The organism is Halobiforma lacisalsi AJ5, assembly GCF_000226975.2.
Taxonomy (GTDB): Archaea; Halobacteriota; Halobacteria; order Halobacteriales; family Natrialbaceae; genus Natronobacterium; species Natronobacterium lacisalsi.
Genome location: NZ_CP019285.1, coordinates 1,414,524 through 1,429,731, shown reverse-complemented (window position 1 = coordinate 1,429,731; position 15,208 = coordinate 1,414,524). Strand labels below are relative to the sequence as shown.

The 15,208-nt window shown below is 66.7% G+C and carries 18 protein-coding genes; 10 read left to right on the top strand and 8 right to left on the bottom strand.

What is annotated here, in order from left to right; all coding sequences use genetic code 11:
* Position 1: 1 nt before the first annotated feature.
* Positions 2-1,207: a M24 family metallopeptidase gene (locus tag CHINAEXTREME_RS06745; RefSeq protein ID WP_076738705.1), complete on the top strand. Its 1,206-nt coding sequence runs from the start codon at positions 2-4 to the stop codon at positions 1,205-1,207.
* A gap of 16 nt (positions 1,208-1,223) precedes the next feature.
* Here CHINAEXTREME_RS06745 and CHINAEXTREME_RS06740 read toward each other — a convergent pair whose 3' ends face one another.
* Both CHINAEXTREME_RS06740 and CHINAEXTREME_RS06735 read right to left on the bottom strand, forming a co-directional pair.
* On the bottom strand, positions 1,224-1,505 hold the full coding sequence (locus CHINAEXTREME_RS06740) for a DUF7533 family protein (protein ID WP_007140312.1): 282 nt from the start codon (positions 1,503-1,505) through the stop codon (positions 1,224-1,226).
* Positions 1,506-1,786: 281 nt separating this feature from the next.
* A complete protein-coding gene (locus CHINAEXTREME_RS06735) occupies positions 1,787-3,187 on the bottom strand; it encodes a metallophosphoesterase (RefSeq protein WP_007140313.1) in 1,401 nt (466 codons plus the stop codon).
* 116 nt (positions 3,188-3,303) lie between these two features.
* Here CHINAEXTREME_RS06735 and CHINAEXTREME_RS06730 point away from each other — a divergent pair, with 116 nt between their 5' ends.
* Positions 3,304-3,933 (top strand): riboflavin synthase, encoded by a 630-nt coding sequence (locus CHINAEXTREME_RS06730; protein WP_007140314.1) that lies wholly within the window; start codon positions 3,304-3,306, stop codon positions 3,931-3,933.
* A gap of 13 nt (positions 3,934-3,946) precedes the next feature.
* Here CHINAEXTREME_RS06730 and CHINAEXTREME_RS06725 read toward each other — a convergent pair whose 3' ends face one another.
* Positions 3,947-4,294 carry a hypothetical protein gene (locus CHINAEXTREME_RS06725; protein ID WP_007140315.1) on the bottom strand — a complete coding sequence of 116 codons (348 nt, stop codon included), beginning with the start codon at positions 4,292-4,294 and terminating at the stop codon, positions 3,947-3,949.
* Between the two features lie 102 nt (positions 4,295-4,396).
* The gene (locus tag CHINAEXTREME_RS06720; RefSeq protein ID WP_007140316.1) at positions 4,397-5,419 is read right to left on the bottom strand and encodes a PrsW family intramembrane metalloprotease; all 1,023 of its coding nucleotides are present in this window, start codon (positions 5,417-5,419) and stop codon (positions 4,397-4,399) included.
* 286 nt (positions 5,420-5,705) lie between these two features.
* On the opposite strand from CHINAEXTREME_RS06720, the gene CHINAEXTREME_RS06715 reads away from it, so the two are divergent.
* Positions 5,706-7,166: a DUF402 domain-containing protein gene (locus CHINAEXTREME_RS06715; RefSeq protein WP_029601499.1), complete on the top strand. Its 1,461-nt coding sequence runs from the start codon at positions 5,706-5,708 to the stop codon at positions 7,164-7,166.
* A gap of 7 nt (positions 7,167-7,173) precedes the next feature.
* On the opposite strand, the gene CHINAEXTREME_RS06710 is transcribed toward CHINAEXTREME_RS06715, so the two are convergent.
* Both CHINAEXTREME_RS06710 and CHINAEXTREME_RS21800 read right to left on the bottom strand, forming a co-directional pair.
* On the bottom strand, positions 7,174-7,626 hold the full coding sequence (locus CHINAEXTREME_RS06710) for an NUDIX hydrolase (RefSeq protein WP_007140318.1): 453 nt from the start codon (positions 7,624-7,626) through the stop codon (positions 7,174-7,176).
* Positions 7,627-7,790: 164 nt separating this feature from the next.
* Complete coding sequence (locus CHINAEXTREME_RS21800) at positions 7,791-7,931, bottom strand: DUF7560 family zinc ribbon protein (protein ID WP_007140319.1); 141 nt, start codon at positions 7,929-7,931, stop codon at positions 7,791-7,793.
* A 165-nt stretch (positions 7,932-8,096) separates the two neighbouring features.
* Between CHINAEXTREME_RS21800 and CHINAEXTREME_RS06705 the strand changes: the two genes are divergently transcribed.
* The 4 genes from CHINAEXTREME_RS06705 to CHINAEXTREME_RS06690 all read left to right on the top strand — a co-directional run bounded on the left by CHINAEXTREME_RS06705 (position 8,097) and on the right by CHINAEXTREME_RS06690 (position 10,340).
* Positions 8,097-8,330 carry a hypothetical protein gene (locus tag CHINAEXTREME_RS06705; protein ID WP_007140320.1) on the top strand — a complete coding sequence of 78 codons (234 nt, stop codon included), beginning with the start codon at positions 8,097-8,099 and terminating at the stop codon, positions 8,328-8,330.
* Positions 8,331-8,425: 95 nt separating this feature from the next.
* The gene (locus tag CHINAEXTREME_RS06700; protein ID WP_007140321.1) at positions 8,426-9,325 is read left to right on the top strand and encodes an acyltransferase; all 900 of its coding nucleotides are present in this window, start codon (positions 8,426-8,428) and stop codon (positions 9,323-9,325) included.
* Between the two features lie 171 nt (positions 9,326-9,496).
* Positions 9,497-9,820, top strand: a complete 324-nt coding sequence (locus CHINAEXTREME_RS06695; protein WP_007140322.1) for a DUF7577 domain-containing protein — start codon at positions 9,497-9,499, stop codon at positions 9,818-9,820.
* A gap of 160 nt (positions 9,821-9,980) precedes the next feature.
* A complete protein-coding gene (locus CHINAEXTREME_RS06690; protein WP_007140323.1) occupies positions 9,981-10,340 on the top strand; it encodes a HalOD1 output domain-containing protein in 360 nt (119 codons plus the stop codon).
* Positions 10,341-10,480: 140 nt separating this feature from the next.
* Here the strand turns inward: CHINAEXTREME_RS06690 and CHINAEXTREME_RS06685 are convergent, their stop codons facing one another.
* Positions 10,481-11,224, bottom strand: coding sequence for a TraB/GumN family protein (locus tag CHINAEXTREME_RS06685; RefSeq protein WP_007140324.1), 744 nt, complete (start codon positions 11,222-11,224; stop codon positions 10,481-10,483).
* Between the two features lie 243 nt (positions 11,225-11,467).
* On the opposite strand from CHINAEXTREME_RS06685, the gene CHINAEXTREME_RS06680 reads away from it, so the two are divergent.
* Positions 11,468-11,713, top strand: a complete 246-nt coding sequence (locus CHINAEXTREME_RS06680; RefSeq protein ID WP_007140325.1) for a hypothetical protein — start codon at positions 11,468-11,470, stop codon at positions 11,711-11,713.
* 87 nt (positions 11,714-11,800) lie between these two features.
* Here CHINAEXTREME_RS06680 and prf1 read toward each other — a convergent pair whose 3' ends face one another.
* Complete coding sequence (gene prf1 / locus CHINAEXTREME_RS06675; RefSeq protein WP_007140326.1) at positions 11,801-13,060, bottom strand: peptide chain release factor aRF-1; 1,260 nt, start codon at positions 13,058-13,060, stop codon at positions 11,801-11,803.
* A gap of 168 nt (positions 13,061-13,228) precedes the next feature.
* On the opposite strand from prf1, the gene minD reads away from it, so the two are divergent.
* Positions 13,229-14,128, top strand: a complete 900-nt coding sequence (gene minD / locus CHINAEXTREME_RS06670; protein WP_007140327.1) for a cell division ATPase MinD — start codon at positions 13,229-13,231, stop codon at positions 14,126-14,128.
* A gap of 387 nt (positions 14,129-14,515) precedes the next feature.
* Complete coding sequence (locus CHINAEXTREME_RS06665) at positions 14,516-15,061, top strand: hypothetical protein (protein WP_007140328.1); 546 nt, start codon at positions 14,516-14,518, stop codon at positions 15,059-15,061.
* Positions 15,062-15,208 lie beyond the last annotated feature (147 nt).

The window sequence follows — 15,208 nt, the reverse complement described above, 5'->3', positions numbered from 1 at the left end:
CGTGACCGACGGGACGCCACGAGCCGACGCGGACAGTCGTCGGACTCCACCGAGTCGGGAGAACGATGTCGGCGCCGACGCCCTCGAGTCGATCCTCGACGACCGTCTCGAGTCCCGCAACGCGGCGGCGTTCGTCCACGCCGGGACCGACCGCGATCCGGGGGTCCGGTACTCTGTGGCCGCGCTCGCCTCGATCGAGGACGACGACCACGACCACGATCACGACCATGACCCCGCCCGCGGGCGATCCACCTACGCGATCGGCTACGACGGCGAGGAGTGGCACCTCGAGAGCGAACGCCCGAGCGCCCCGTCGGACCGGCATCCGGCGGCACGGCTGGCCGACGCGCTCGCGGCTGTCGTCGACCCGAACGTGAACGTCGGTCCCGCGGAGCCGACGGTACTGACGCCCGCGAGCATCCCCCACGACGCTGCACTCTACCTCGAGCAACGCGGGTTCGGCCTCGCCTCGACGGACGCCCTCGAGCGCGCCCGGGCGAAAAAGACCGACGCCGAGCGTGCACGCATCGAACGCGCCCAGCGGGCCGCTCGAGCGGGGCTCCACCGGGGAGCCGAACTGCTCGCCGCGACGACGGTCGAGGACGATCGGCTCGTTCTCGAGGGCGAAGACGAGTCGCCGGAGCCGCTGACGGACGACCGACTCCGAACTGCGGTCGACGAGGGAATCACCGCCGCGGGCGGATTCCCGGTCGGCAACACCACGATTTCCGTGCCCGGCGACGGCCGACTCCGGCCCGGCGAACCGATCGTCGTCGCCGTCGCCCCCCGCGATCCCGATGGCTACTACGGCGCGCTCGCTCGAACCGTCGTCGTTGACAGCGATGGCGGCCGGGAACGGCGCACCCATGTCGCCCTGACACAGGCGTTCGGCTCCACGCGGGCGATGCTCACCGCCGGCCCCGAGACCGTCGCCGCAGTCGAGGGTGACCTCGAGGCCGAGATCCGTGCGTTCGGCGAGGACGGCGCGGTCGAGACCCGGGCCACCGGTGTCGGCCTGGAACCAGCGGAGCGGCCGCTCGCCCCGGGAACGGAGATCGAACCGGGCGCAGTCGTCCGGATCGATGCCGCGGTAGAAGTCGGCGACGGCCGGTGCGAGGACAAACCCGACCCCGCCGAGTGGCTCGCCGCACCGTCCCGCTCGCTCGAGCCGACGGCACTGCTCGAATCGCCGGAACGGGAGTTCTGAGTTCCGACCGCTCGAACTACCGCTCGTCGTTCTTTTTTGGGTCGTGGCGTTGGTCCCCGTCGGACGGATCACCGTCATCGAGGAGTCCGGATCCGATCCGTTTCACGACGAGTTCGGGGACGTCGCCGGGCGTCGTCAACCGCTGCTGGACGACCACGAGCCCGACGGCGAGAAAGAGCAGGGCCGCTCCAGGACCCGTACGCCCCCGGACGACGAGGAGTTCGACCCCCGCCATCGCCGCGGGGAGCGCGAGGACGAGCACGCCCGCGAGTTTGACCGTATCGATGATACCTGCCACGTCGAGTCGGGTACGCTCGACGCAGTAAAAAGGGCAGCGACCGGGGACGACATCGGGACGACCTCGAGCGACGCGAACCGCGCCGCGTCGTACGCTCCGTTGTGGTTCGTTACGGGTGATCGCTCCGACGGGACGGCAACCCCCGGTAAAACGCTACGACGAGCCGTCTCATACTACTGGACAAAAGTCAGTACACACCCGATCGCGTCTCGACGCCTGTCCCGGAACGTGACGGCGTCTCGAGTGCGATCGGTGTGTGTGCATCGTTTTGTCCGGCAGAGTCAGTCGCTCGTTTCGACGGTCGCTGCCGTCCGCTCGGACGGCGACTCGACGACGTGGCGGTCGGGCAGGTCGGGTTCGGGCTCCCGCCCGACCGTAAAGAACCGCTCGGTCCGGGTGAGTTCCTCCGTCGCAGGGCTGGGCTTCCTGATCCGCTCGAACTCGACGGCGACGCCCGAGGCATCGGAAGCGGCGTCGGTCGCCGGCTCCGATCGCTCGGCGGACGCATCGACCGGCTCGATCCGCACCGCCGCGAGCTGGTAGGACGGGTAAAACACCGGCGGCAGGATGCCGATGATCCCGTCCCGGCGATGAAGGCGCTTGAGCCACGTGCCGCTGTTGACCATGATCCCGCCCTCGAGTTCCCGGATTCCCGGACGGTGGGTGTGCCCGTAGCAGAAGATCGTCGTCTCCGGTTGCTCGTCGAAGACCTCACGAGCGGCCTCCACGTAGGGGATTTCGGGATCGACGGTGAGTTCGGTCTCGAAGATACCGAACCGATCGATCGTCTGCCTGACGTCCCGGCGGATGAAATACAACGGAATGCCGACGAGGACGAGCAGGCCGGCGACGGTCACGTTGAGCGAGAGGAAGAACCACGCCGCGGTCCCGGCCCGCCCGAACTGGCCGAGAAAGGACGCGGTCCGGTCGATCGGCATCGACCAGACGCCGGCCACGTCCAGGCCTGCCAGGACGGCGAGGATGGCGCTGATATTGAAAAGCAGGAGAAAGGGAACCAGCGAGTACCGCAGCACCGGGTTCATCTCCCGGTAGAAGTACTTCGAGAACAGCCAGACCGGCATCCGCTCGGTCGGCGTGACCGCCTGGACGTCCTTCAGCCAGTTGTACCGGCCGCGGTCGGAGAGTTTGCCCGCACGGCTCGTAACGAGGGTATTGTAGTAGTAGCCGAGCGGCGTCGCGTGGGGGTTGCCCCAGTCCTCGATCCGGTTGTTCGGATCGCGTTGATGGCCGTGCTCGAAGTGGATCACCTGGTCGCCGATCCGCCGGGAGATCGACTGTTCGGGGAGCAACTCCACGTTGTACTCGGCCAGGCGGTCGACGTACTCGTCGTAGGCCGCGAGTTCGTGGTCGTGGTTGCCCGGCAACAGCGTAATCTGTACGTTCTCGCCCGTCGCCCGGAGCTGTTCGAACAGCTCCGGATACGTCTCCTCGAGGACGTCGAACTTCTCGATCCCCTCGACCGTCGTGAACTCCCAGAGGCCGAACGCGTCGCCGTTGATGATCAATTCGGCGTCCTCGTCGGTCCGCTCGAGACGCTCGAGGAACTCCAGGAACTCACCGAGGAACGCGGCCTCCTCGAGTTGCTCGTCGCCGCCGATGTGGAGATCGCTGACGACGTAGTAGACTCGATCGTCCGGGCCCGGATTCGGGTCCGCATCCATTGCACTCACTCTTCGGGTCCACCTCAAAAGGCGTTGCGTTCGTCGCCGTCGCGGGGTTGCTGGAACGGAGCGGAACGGAACGGCTTTGCCCCGAGCGTGCCACGTTCGACTAGAGCATGTTCACGGGAATCGTCGAGGAGACCGGCGAGATCGTCGGCCGCGAACGGACCGAGGACGGACTGCGGCTCCGTATCGGCGCGGACGAAGTCGCGACGGGACTCGAGCACGGCCAGAGCATCAGTGTCAGCGGCGCGTGTCTCACGGTCGAGCGGTTCGAGGACGGCAACTGGTTCGAGGTCTTCCTGGCGACCGAGACGGTCGAACGGACCTACCTGGGCGACCTCGAGGAAGGCGAGGGGGTCAACCTCGAGCGGGCGATGCCGGCCGACGGGCGGTTCGACGGCCACGTGGTCCAGGGTCACGTCGACGCGGTGGCGACGGTCACGGGGATCGAGTCCGTCGACGAGGACTGGTTCTTCGAATTCGAGCTTCCGGCGGGCTACGAACGGTACGTCGTCGAGAAGGGATCGATCACGCTGGACGGTATCAGCCTCACCGTCGCCGACTTCGAGAGCGGAGACACCGCCGACTCCGATGCTGGGGCCGCGAGCGTCACCGTCGCGATCATCCCGGCGACATACGAACTCACGACGCTCTCCGAGAAGGAACCCGGCGATCCGGTTCACCTCGAGGTCGACGTCCTCTCGAAATACGTCGAGCGACTGCTCGAGGCGCGCTTCGAGTGAGGCGGGCGGGGGATCAGAGCCCGGGAACGCCGAACGCACCGATACCGAGACCGAAGAGGTTGAGGACGAACAGGATCGCGAGCGCCGCGACCCAGGCGACGAGCCCGATGACCGCGGCGTCGGTCCAGCCGCCGGGGTAGCGCCAGTTGATCACCCAGACCCAGGCGACCAGCGCGATCAGCGGGCCGAAAAGCGGGATCCACGCGGTCAGGGCCCACGCGATCGCACCGAACAGGGCCGTCCAGACAGCGTGTGAGTAGTCGTCGGAGCCGACGACGGTCGACGCGCCGAGGTAGATCGCCAGACCGCCGACGAGCAACGCGACGACGAACGCGATCAGCGAACCGATGAGTGCGACCATGTCCGCGGGTTCGTCGGGAACGGATATATATTTCGGGGAAACTGTCCTGAATTCGAGGAAGTCAGCGCTGATTCGAACTCGTCGATCGGACGACGGGGGGAGCTACCGCTCCCAGCGACGGCGTCGCGGCGGATCGAACTCGGTGAGTTCCGGCGACGGCGAATCGGGAACGTCGGCCTCGGCGTCGCGGTACCGGCGGCGATACCGGGCGATCTTCCGGTAGAGATAGTAGCCGACCGCGGCGTCGAAGACGATCATGTAGCTGACGAGCGCGGCGTCGGGGCCGAGCGCGGTGAGTTCGGCGGCGATTCCGGGGACGATCCCGACCGTCGTGTTGTAGGTGGCGTGGACGAATGCAGCCACGAGCAGCCCCTTCGCGACGATGGGGCCGGCGTGTTGCGGGTTGAACTTCGCGAGGCCGAGATAGTAGCCCGCGATCGCCGAGTAAATGACGTGTCCCGGACCCGCGAGCGCGCGGACGGTGGTGATCCCGGTCGCGGCCGCAAACAGGCCCGCTTCGGCCTCGGCGACGGTCCCGGAGATGTAGATCGCGTTCTCGATCGCGGCGAACCCGAGGCCGGCGACCGCGCCGTAGACCGCGCCGTCGACGACGGCGTCGAACGTGTCGCTCCGGTAGGCGAAGACCCGGACGGCGAGCAGTTTGACCGCCTCCTCAACGGGGCCGACGATCAGATAGAAGAAGAGCACGGGACCGATCAGTGACAGCGCCTGGAACCGCGGGCGCATGACCGAATTGATGAGCGCGGCGAACGTCGCAAAGAGGATCGCCAGCACGAACGTCGCCACGAGCAGCGTCAGCGGTTCCTCGCTCGTGATGTCGGTCCGCCAGATAAACGCCGCCAGCAGGGCTGCGGGGACGATCGACAGACCGAAGAAGGCACCCAGCAGGGGGTCCTCGAGGACGAGCACTGCCGGCTGGACGAGCAAGGCGAGCGTGATCACCGCCGCGACGAGAAGGACGATCGTCTGTAACCCGTAGCTGATCCCGTTGTAGAGGGCGTACGCGAGCAGATCCACCGTCGATCTCGGTTCCCACGTCGAGACGTCGTAGAGGTCGCTCGAGCCGTCGTCGGCCCGCTCGACCGGATCGCGCCTGCGTTCCATACCCGCTAGCTATCGCTCCTGAACGGTAAGCGTTGGGCGAGAGTCAGCGCGGGACGAACGTATGCCGAGCGAAAAGGACGGGCGACCCGGACGGTCGCCGAAACTCGGAATCCACAAAGGCCCGGTGGGCGAACCGACGTGTACGAACGCCGGTTCGCGTTTCGGCACTCGGTCGACGATCGATCGGCGGTTCCGACCGGCGACGGCGACCGTCCCGGACCCGGCCACGGACGGTTCGGCCGGACGGTGGCGGAGCGAACCGACCCGAATCCACTATGACACGACAATGACCCGAACCACAGTACGCGTCCGCGGCATCTACACGACAGCGCTCACCAAACTACTCGAAGACAGCGACGGGAGTGGCAGCGAAAGCGAAAACGCTCTGATCGAGGTCGTCCAGGCATCCGACCCCATCGAGGAGCGGTTCGACGACCCGTTCGCGGCCGTTCCCGCCGACGTCCGGATCGAGACGACCCGGGACAGGCAGGGGATCGAGGTCTCGGGCGCGCCCGACGACCTCGAGCGGGTTCTCGCGGCACTCGAGGGGCTCGCGATCGACACGTTCCGCTGGGACGACGAGACGCCACGCGGCGCGGTTTTCGACGCCGAAGTGCTCGAGGCCGGCGGCGGGAGCGGCGCGGTCGTCGACCTGGGCGACGGCCGGCGGGGCTATCTCAAGTACGACGACGTCGACGGCTACGTCGGCGAGGGCGACCGGTACCGCGTCCAGGTCGACGAACCGACGCCACCCTGGGACGGCGACGAACCGCGCGTCCGGCCGACCCTCGCGGTCGGGGGCGGCCTCTGTACGCTCTCGCGGGACCGAACGGGCGTCTCGGCGGCCGCGAGCGGCGAAACCGGAACCGAACTCGTCGGCATGACGGACCTGCTCTCGACGTCGATCCCCGAGGGGTGGGGCCTGCGCTGGAAGCGCGCGGCGGCCGACGCCGATCTCGAGGCGATGGAGGCAGCCGTCGACCGCGCCGTCGACCGCGCCGAGGACCTCGAGGCGGCGATCGGAGACGCGCCGGACGAACCCGGCGAACCCGGACGGATCGCCGCGCCGCGCCGGACCGCGTGGTGCTGGTTCGGCCGCGAGTCTCGGTTCGCCCTGGACGACCACCGCCGCACGGTCGAGACGACGATGCCCGGTCACCACCGGATCAAGGCGGCCGATCGGGCCGCGAGCGCGGCCGTCGACTTCGCGGAGGCGGTCGGCGCGTCCGGCGCCGACGGGGAAACCGCGTTTCCCTTCGACGCCGTCTCCCGCCAGTTCGGCCCGACGAGCGGCGACCGCCTCGAGATCGGTCACGGCAAGCCCGACGGCCGCCGGATCTCGCTGGGCTATGGCGAGGTCACCGAGTGGGACGCCGACGGCTCGATCACCCTCGAGCGATCGATGCGCGGCGGCGGGACCTACGACGCGCTGGGGACGCCCAAGGAGGAGGGCGACGTCGCGGTCACGAAGTTCCGCGAGGGGCGGTGGTGGTACCCGACGACGTACAAGTCGGCCGCCGGCGAGACGAAAGGGACGTACGTCAACGTCTGTACGCCGGTGGAACTGTTCCCCGATGCGGTGCGGTACGTCGACCTCTACGTCGACGTGATCCGGACGCCGGACGGCGCCGTCGAGATCGTCGACGCCGACGAACTCGAGGCCGCGGTGGACGAAGGGCTCGTCTCGGAGGAACTCGCGGAAAAAGCACGAAGCGTGGCCGACGCGGTCGAACGCGCGCTCTCGTAACCTGCGGTCAGTCCGACGCTGCCGCTGCGCCGCCGTCGTCGGCGGGCAGGAGATGGAGGTAGTCGTCGAGATCGAGGACGAACTCGCGGCCGGTCGAGGGCTGTACCCAGTACAGTTCGAACTCGGAACCGTGTTCCTCCCCGCCGTCGGTCACGGTGTGGGTCCACCCGTCGCGGGGCTCGTGGACCGTCGCGTGGAAGAAGTGGCGGACGTATCGTTTTGGCGGCGACTTCCGGCGGGTCCAGACGTCGGTCGTCAGATGACACGTCGCGTTGAGTGTGGAGAGTCCGCTCTCCTCCATTACTTCCCTGAAGAGGGCTTCTCTGGGTGACTCACCGGGCTCGAGGGTCCCTTTCGGGATCTGGAGGCCGTCGTGGCCGGGCCCCTCGAACACGAGCAACTCTCCCGTCGTGCGGGTGATGTACGCACACGCTTTGGGGACGTATTCGGGATCGGTCACGCTACATGCCACCACGGCACAATATATAAGCGCGTTCCACAAGGGGATCAAAGGAATCTAAGGGTGTTCTCGGCTCTCCCTGGGGCCGATGTAGCTAACCGGCGGTTCCGCCCGTCGGTCGGGTCGGTCCCGAACGGTCGCGGTGGAGAACCAGGGGTAACTGACTATGCGGTCGGTTGGCTGCTCTCGACCGCGGCTCCGCAGACGGGACAGCCGTGGCGCAGCGTCGCCTCGAGCATCGCCTCGGTGACGGGTATCTCTCGGCCACAGTCCGGACAGGTGAATTCGCGCTCGTGGGGCGTCATAGTGGGGTTCCTCCTACGTGGAACGTCGTTCCCTACCGGGAAAGCGAGATTACCCAGATATAGAGGTGCTTATAAGGAATCGCTCGAGCGGTCGGAACCGGCGGCTCGAAGTCGGTCCTGCCGTTCGAGTCGAACCTTCTTTACCGCCACCCGCGAAGTGACCGTATGGTCGAAGCCCGTGACGGTCGCGACTCGAGTCGGATCCTGCTCGCGGTCGTCCTCGGCGTCGCCGTTGCCCTCCCGATCGCCGCGACCCGGCTCGAGGTGAGTCCCCATCGGGTCACGGCCGGAACGGTCGTCGTCACCGCGTTACTGTTGACGGGTGCGATCGCGCTCCCCGCGCTCATCGTCGCGAAGTGGGACGCCGACGCGGGAGCCCAGCGGGACCGATCGCCGTAACTCGGCGGCCGGTAACACTCGTGTCACCGGCCGAGAGCCGGCGAGACGAACGGACAACCGAACCCCTATCAACTCCGCGAGCGATACGTCGGGATATGACAAAGCGGTACGTCTCGCTCCCGGACGAGGCGGAGGCGGGAATGCGAGCGTTCATCGACGAGGTGGACCGGCGGCTCTCGAGCGACGAGGACACGTGTTCGGTGGTCGAGGACGTCCTGATCGACCTCTCCGGCGACCGCGAGGCCTACGAGCGCTGGCAGAACGGCGCGTCGGTCTCGCCGGCCGAGCGCGTTCGGCTACAGAGCTACGACCCCTGTAACACCACCCTCGAGAGCGAGTACTACGCCGAGAAAGACGAGGAGCAGTTCCGGCGATCGAAACACCTGCAGTGGCTCTGGCGGCAGTTCGACAGCCTGCCGATCGCGGACAACGTGGAGTTCGCGCTGCGGTTCCGGCGGATGCTTGCGGACCACCTCTTCGAGGAGTGTGGCGACGGCTGCCGCTTTTTCAAGGGGATCACGTTCACCTACGGCCACAACATCACGATCGGCGACAACGCGGTGATCCACGACGACGTCCACCTGGACGACCGCGGGCGGCTCACCATCGGCGACCGCGTCTCGATCTCCGACGGCGTCCACGTCTACAGCCACGACCACGACGTCGTCGACCAGACGGAAGTCCGCAACTACCACACGATCGTCGAGGACGACGCCCGGCTCACCTACGACTCGATGGTCCGTGCGGGCAACAGGGTCGGCGAGAACGCCATCGTCGGCGCGCGCGGCGTCGTCCAGCACGACGTGCCCGCTCACCACATCGCCGTCGGCATGCCCGCGAAAAGCGTCAAGATCAAGCCCGGCTGGGAGGACGTCGCCACGCCCATCGAAGAGGCCGGCGTCAACCGCCAGGAGGAGCGCCACATCGAGTACGAACTCCCCGACGACCTCGAGGTCTTCGACGAGTTCGAGCGGGAGCTGGAACCGCCCCGCTAGTCGACGCGCCGGCCTCGTCGCTCGTTTTCCGCTTCCGCTCCCTGCTCTCGCCCCCGCTCCCGCCCCCGCCCCTGCCCCCGCGCTCGAGTCTTGCAACCTTCACTTCCCCTGATCGGTCCCGTGGAGCGACGCGGGGAATACCCAAGTGTGTTGAGAACATATACCACACTGATGGAGCTCTGGGGCTGGCTCATCGGCTACCTGGTGCTGTTTGCCCTTCTGCACCTGATACTGTACTACGTGTACGTCCGCCGTGACGGCGACGGTGACGGGGCGGGAACGCCGTCGTTCGCCGATCCGAACCGTGCCAGTTCGCCGTCCTCGCCGGGACCGGACAGCTATCCGAGTTCGCGCGAGGTCGACGAGTTCGACGCTCCCGACGAGGACCGCGACCTCGAGGGGGAGACGATCAGGTGTCCGCACTGCGGGGCACACAACGCGTCCGACCAGGCGTATACCTACTGCTGGCACTGCGTTTCGACGCTCCGTCGGTAGGGTACGCCCCGCGTGTGACACAGCCGATCGACGTCGGGTGCCGGAGCGATAGCTATCGAGCGTTCGAACTGTCACGAACGCCGGACTGACGGGCTCGGAGATGGATCCGTGAAGGAGTACGCTTTTACCAGTCAACTCGAGAGTAGCAGGGAGGACAGTCATGCACGAACGCACATCCCCCGCATCGCAGCCCCGACCCCCGGAGGTCTACCGAGTCACGCACGACCCCGACGGGCCGGCGGCGCTCAGTACGACCGTCGTTCACGCGCTCGCGGACTGCATGGGAGTGGATCCGACCGACGGTCGCATCTCGCTGTACGACGCCGTCGATCCGGACGCGCTCGACAAACTCTTTCGACCGCGCTACGACGGCACAGCCAGAACGCGCGGGCGGGTTTCGTTCGTCGTCTCCGGCTACCGCGTCACGATCGAGGCCGACGGCGACATCGTGATCGAACCACCCACCGAGGAGTACCGGTCGGCGGACTCGCGCTCGAGGCGGCCGACGGGACGGCGCTGACGTGCGGACGCGGACGTAGTTTTTCTTTTTCACGCCCTCAGCGACGGCCTCGAGGGCAGCGTCGCTACCGGCAGTAGTCCGGAAAACGGAAACGGGAAACGGGAAACGGGAAACTGAAAACGGAAAACGACGGCCCGCAGTCAGGCGAGTTCGTCGGCGATAGTCTCGAGGTGGTCGATCCCGACCACCGCGACGACGTCGCCCGCTTCGTGTCGCAACGTCTCGAGTCGGTCGACCATACACTCTTCGCGGGTGTCGTCCCGGTAGGCGAGCGCACCGTCGTCGACGCCGCCCAGCAGGGCCCGGACCCCGGCGACGTGGGATCGTTCGTGGGCGGCCTGGCGTTCCGGCGGGTCGTCGTGGTCACAGTCGTACTCGATCGGTTCGTGCTCGTCGCGGGCGACCGTCATCGACGTCGCGTTCGTCACGGTCGCGGCGATCCGGCAGGTTAGCGCCTCGCGGGACGCCGCGCCGAGACTCGAGACGACGCGGCGGGCGGTCTCGGCCGAGGCCCGGTCCGCGACCAGCCGGGTCAGGAGCCGGCGGAGGAACGACCAGTTCGGCGCGTCGATGCCGACGACCTCGGCGTCCGGAGCGGCCCGGATCGCCGCGCTCATCTCGCCGCCGAACCGGGGCGGGGCCGACTGGGTGGCCGCGTCGCGAGCGTAGGCTTCGTATAACGGGACCGCGGCGGGGGGCAACTCGAGGGCGACCGTCTCGGGGTCGACGACCTCGAGCACGCGCTCGACGCGGCCGACGCTCGCGGGGTGGTCGTGGACGACCCCGAGGAGGGTAACGTCGCCGTCCGCGCCGGGGAGGCGGCGACAGAACTGCCGGGTAACGCGGGGGTCGTCGATCGAGGCGGGGAACTCGCACGCGTCCATTGATCGCCTGGTAATACGGGACTACCGGTATAACCCTTCCGTTGTGTGCGAGTAGGACGTCGTTACACCGCTCGAGAACGGTCAGAAACACCGACAGGTCGTTCGCCGTCCGTTCCGCGAGCGGTAACGGTTCAGTGGGGGAATACAACGGTTTCGGTCGTTTATTACGCGTCACACCCACCGATCCACTGGCGCTACCAAGCGGCTACCAAGCGATTACTCGACCCACACGGCGGACCCGATATGAACAGAGACACGATCACGAAAGCCGACGAAGGAAAACGCGTACTGAACCCCGATGGGATCGAAGTCGGTCGCATCGTCGAAGTCAGGAACGGGCACGGCTACGTCGATCCGAACCCCGGGATCGCAGGCACGATCAAGGCCAAACTGGGCTGGGGCGACGCCACGGAGCGGGCGCACCCGCTCGACGAGGGGAGTATCGAGCGGATCACCGAGAACGCGGTCTATCTTCGCGGCACGCTCTGATCGGTCGCGGCCTCGAGTCGGCCCGAACCAGTAGCCGACGGGGGTCGGAAAACGAGGTGAGCCAGGAAGACAGCGAAGCGACCGGCGTTAGACGCCGGTGGAGTACCGGAGGATACCCGCGAAGCCGCCGAAGGCGTTGTACAGCTGTTCGCCCTTTTCGAAGTCCGTCGAGATGAACTTCGTCTCGGTGCCGCGCTGTTCGGCGATCTCGATGAGGTGGTCGATCGCGTCCTCGCGGTCCTCCTCGTCGGCCTCGATTTCGGTCCCGCAGTCGCTGCAGGTGTGGTCGGGCGTCGCCTTCCGGCGGTCGATGACTTCCCGGTCGGTGTTGCCACACTCGGGACAGTCGTAGGTGACGACGTCCTTCCGGAGGTCCTCGCTGATCAGCAGCCGGTCGACCGCGCCCATCACGAGATTTTGCCGGGTCTGCTCGAACCCGTAGGTCGCGAGGTCGCCCGCGTTGAGTTCCTCGAAGAACTCCTCCATCTGCTTCTTGTCCTTCATTACCTCCGCGTCGGCCAGCGCGTCCTCCGCGTTGTCGACGAGGTCGTACAGCCCCGACTCGTCGGTGTAGGCGACGTCGAACTTGCCGATCACATTGTCCTGGATCTCGTGGTGGAGATAGTCGCCGTCCAGGAACTCGTCTTTCGTCGGCGACGGGCCGCCGACGAGGATCCCATCGAGTTCGTGACGTCGGGGGACGAACAGATCGTTTGCCATCCCCGCAACCTCCTGGTAGAAGTTATCGATCGCCTCGAGGCGCAGGCGGGCGAATCGCTGGGCGGACTGGCCACCTTTGCGCTGCTTGCCGGGGACCAGCGACGAGGCTGATTTGACCGGCTCGACGCGTTTCCCTTTCAGCCAGCCGACGTTGGCCTCGCGCCGGTCGAGGACGACCAGGCCGTACAGGCCCTTGTCCGCCATCATCTCCTCGAGTGGCTCGGTGAGGAAGTCCGAATCGCAGTGATAGCGGAACGACTCGATCGGCTGGGGCGGGCTCTCGAGTACCTTGGTGACCATCTCGGTGCGGCCGCCGCCGGAGTCGACGGCACCGGAGAACAGCACGATGCCGTTTTCCGGTGGGTACGTGTCGTAGTAGCGCAGCCGGTCTTTGATGCTGGTCAGCGCGTCCTGGACGGCCGTCCGCGTCTGCTTTGACTTGATGTTGGCCGCTTCGCTGTGCTCCTGGGTGACGTGTTGAACGACGTCGCTGATCTGGCGGTCTTCGGGAACGTAGATGGTGACGAGTTGCGTCCCGGACCCGTCGTAGTCCTTGAGATCCTCGATGACCTTCCGGAACTCGTATTTCTTCCGGTCGGATTGCTCCTGCTCGCCCTCCTGGCTCATTGGGCGTACAAAACGGTGCTGCGGCTAAGTATTCTTTGACACGCCGACGAACCGTGATAGTCTCCCACGAAAACCGAAGTATTCCGACTTGTTTTCCCACCCGCGGGCGTCGGACTCGAGGTGACGATTTAAGGTGTTGCCGTTCGTCGGTTCGGACAGTATTCGAGTATGTCTCAGGAGACGGTGTATGCCATCGCGAGCGGGAAGGGCGGCGTCGGGAAGACGACGTCGACGGTGAACCTCGGGACCGCGCTCGCACAGGCGGGCGAGCGGGTCGCCGTCGTCGACGTCGATCTCGGCATGGCGAACCTCGCGGGGTTCGTAAGCCTCTCGCCCGACGCGACCACCCTGCACGACGTGTTGACCGAAGACGCATCGCTCGAGGACGCCACCTACCGGCTGGCGGATAACATCGTCGCGGTTCCCAGCGGCACGGGACTGGACGACTACGCGAAAGCCTCCCCCGAGGGACTTCGTGACGTCGTCGCGGAACTGCGGGAGACCTACGATTTCGTCTTCCTCGACGTCGGCGCGGGCATCAGCCACGAAACCGTCCTCCCGCTGGGGCTGGCCGACGGCGTCCTCGTCGTCTCGACGCCCGAACCCGCAGCGGTCCAGGACTCCCGGAAGACGATCGAGTTGACCGACCGCGCCGACGGCGAGGTCGAAGGCCTGATCGTCACACGCACGCACGCCGACAGCGACGTCTCCTACGAGGAGATCGCCGCCCAGCTCGGCGTTCCCCTGATCGGTGCCGTCCCCGACGACCCCGCGGCCCGCGAGAGCGTCTACGCCGGGACGCCGCTCGTCGTCTACGAACCCGACGGACCCGCAGCGAGCGCGTACCGCCGGATCGCCGCCGACCTGGCGGGCATCGATCTCGAGGAACGTGCCAAACGCCGTCGCGGAGAGACGACGGACACGTCGGACGGAGGCGACGCGGACGCGCCCGTGTCCGACTCCCGGGACGAGGCGAACGACAGCGACGGCGACGGTGACGGCGACGGCCGCGAAGCCGCACACGACGAAGTCTCGAGCGCGATTACAGAAGCGGAATCCGACTCCTGACTCCCGACCAGCCGTCTCTTTCTCTCCTCGCCGTCCTCGGCCACCCCGCGACGACGCCGTCCCCGCTCGATCCCCGTCGTCGACCGCCGTCGATCGTCCAGCAACCCTTACCTCGGGGTAGGCCCCGCCTGTAACGGCCGCTACGGGGCCTACAACCGATTATTTGTCGAAACCGATGACTACCGCGCGATCCGGAGATTCGATCGCTCGAGACTGTGGGCGGTCGAAACTGGTAAGCGTTCGTGAACGTACGACAGGCGTGTTCTGGTGGCGTTATATCGGCCAGAGGCACATCTAACGGCGTCCTCGAGGGGGTCGCACGACAACATCAACCACGATGACAGTACGAGCTAATTACTAATCCCGGAGTCCCTCGACCGCTCGAGCATGGAGCGACGTAAGATCCTCCTCGGCAGTGGAGCCGCGCTCGCAACCGTGCTTGCGGGCTGTTCAAGTACCGAAACCGGCGACGAAAACCCCGACGACGGGGACGACGGCATGGACGACAACGGAGACGACGGGTACGATGACAACGGTGACGACGGCAGCGACGGCGACGACGGAGACGACGGAGACGACGGGGACGACGACGTCCCCGGGTTCGACGACGATATGGACTCCGAGAGCGACGTGATGACGGTCATGGAGGTCGACCGTGAGGACGACCGTCTCTACGTCGTTACGCAGACCGAGACCACCGACCCCGAAGTGCTCTCGCAGGAACTCGAGACCGTCGCCCTCGACATCGCGGAAGCGGTCACGGATCCCGACAGCTTCAAGGCCGAGATCAGCACCGTCGAGTGGGTCCTCGAGTACGAGGGCAGCCACGTCCTCGCCGTCCTGGTCGACGTCGAGTGGGTCGTCGACTACATCAAGAACGAACTCAGCGAAGACGAGTACATCCAGAAGGTCCTCGACGCGAAAGAGGAGTAACGCGACGACCTCCTCGACGTCGCGGTCGCGAGCACACAGGCGTGGCTCGCAACCCGCAACTCGGTCCCAGGAGAGCGGAGAACTGTCGGACGAGGTCGTCCTCGGCTTCGGTTTTCGTTTTTCGGCGACGAGACACGTGCGGTGAGC

Coding starts and splice junctions, on each gene's coding strand:
- CHINAEXTREME_RS06705 (WP_007140320.1), top strand. CDS start 8,097: ATGGTCGAAGCCCGTGACGGTCGCGACTCGAGTCGGATCCTGCTCGCG.
- CHINAEXTREME_RS06690 (WP_007140323.1), top strand. CDS start 9,981: ATGCACGAACGCACATCCCCCGCATCGCAGCCCCGACCCCCGGAGGTC.
- minD (WP_007140327.1), top strand. CDS start 13,229: ATGTCTCAGGAGACGGTGTATGCCATCGCGAGCGGGAAGGGCGGCGTC.
- CHINAEXTREME_RS06730 (WP_007140314.1), top strand. CDS start 3,304: ATGTTCACGGGAATCGTCGAGGAGACCGGCGAGATCGTCGGCCGCGAA.
- CHINAEXTREME_RS06665 (WP_007140328.1), top strand. CDS start 14,516: ATGGAGCGACGTAAGATCCTCCTCGGCAGTGGAGCCGCGCTCGCAACC.
- CHINAEXTREME_RS06680 (WP_007140325.1), top strand. CDS start 11,468: ATGAACAGAGACACGATCACGAAAGCCGACGAAGGAAAACGCGTACTG.
- CHINAEXTREME_RS06715 (WP_029601499.1), top strand. CDS start 5,706: ATGACCCGAACCACAGTACGCGTCCGCGGCATCTACACGACAGCGCTC.
- CHINAEXTREME_RS06725 (WP_007140315.1), bottom strand. CDS start 4,294: ATGGTCGCACTCATCGGTTCGCTGATCGCGTTCGTCGTCGCGTTGCTC.
- CHINAEXTREME_RS06700 (WP_007140321.1), top strand. CDS start 8,426: ATGACAAAGCGGTACGTCTCGCTCCCGGACGAGGCGGAGGCGGGAATG.
- CHINAEXTREME_RS06720 (WP_007140316.1), bottom strand. CDS start 5,419: ATGGAACGCAGGCGCGATCCGGTCGAGCGGGCCGACGACGGCTCGAGC.
- CHINAEXTREME_RS06735 (WP_007140313.1), bottom strand. CDS start 3,187: ATGGATGCGGACCCGAATCCGGGCCCGGACGATCGAGTCTACTACGTC.
- CHINAEXTREME_RS06695 (WP_007140322.1), top strand. CDS start 9,497: ATGGAGCTCTGGGGCTGGCTCATCGGCTACCTGGTGCTGTTTGCCCTT.
- CHINAEXTREME_RS21800 (WP_007140319.1), bottom strand. CDS start 7,931: ATGACGCCCCACGAGCGCGAATTCACCTGTCCGGACTGTGGCCGAGAG.
- prf1 (WP_007140326.1), bottom strand. CDS start 13,060: ATGAGCCAGGAGGGCGAGCAGGAGCAATCCGACCGGAAGAAATACGAG.
- CHINAEXTREME_RS06685 (WP_007140324.1), bottom strand. CDS start 11,224: ATGGACGCGTGCGAGTTCCCCGCCTCGATCGACGACCCCCGCGTTACC.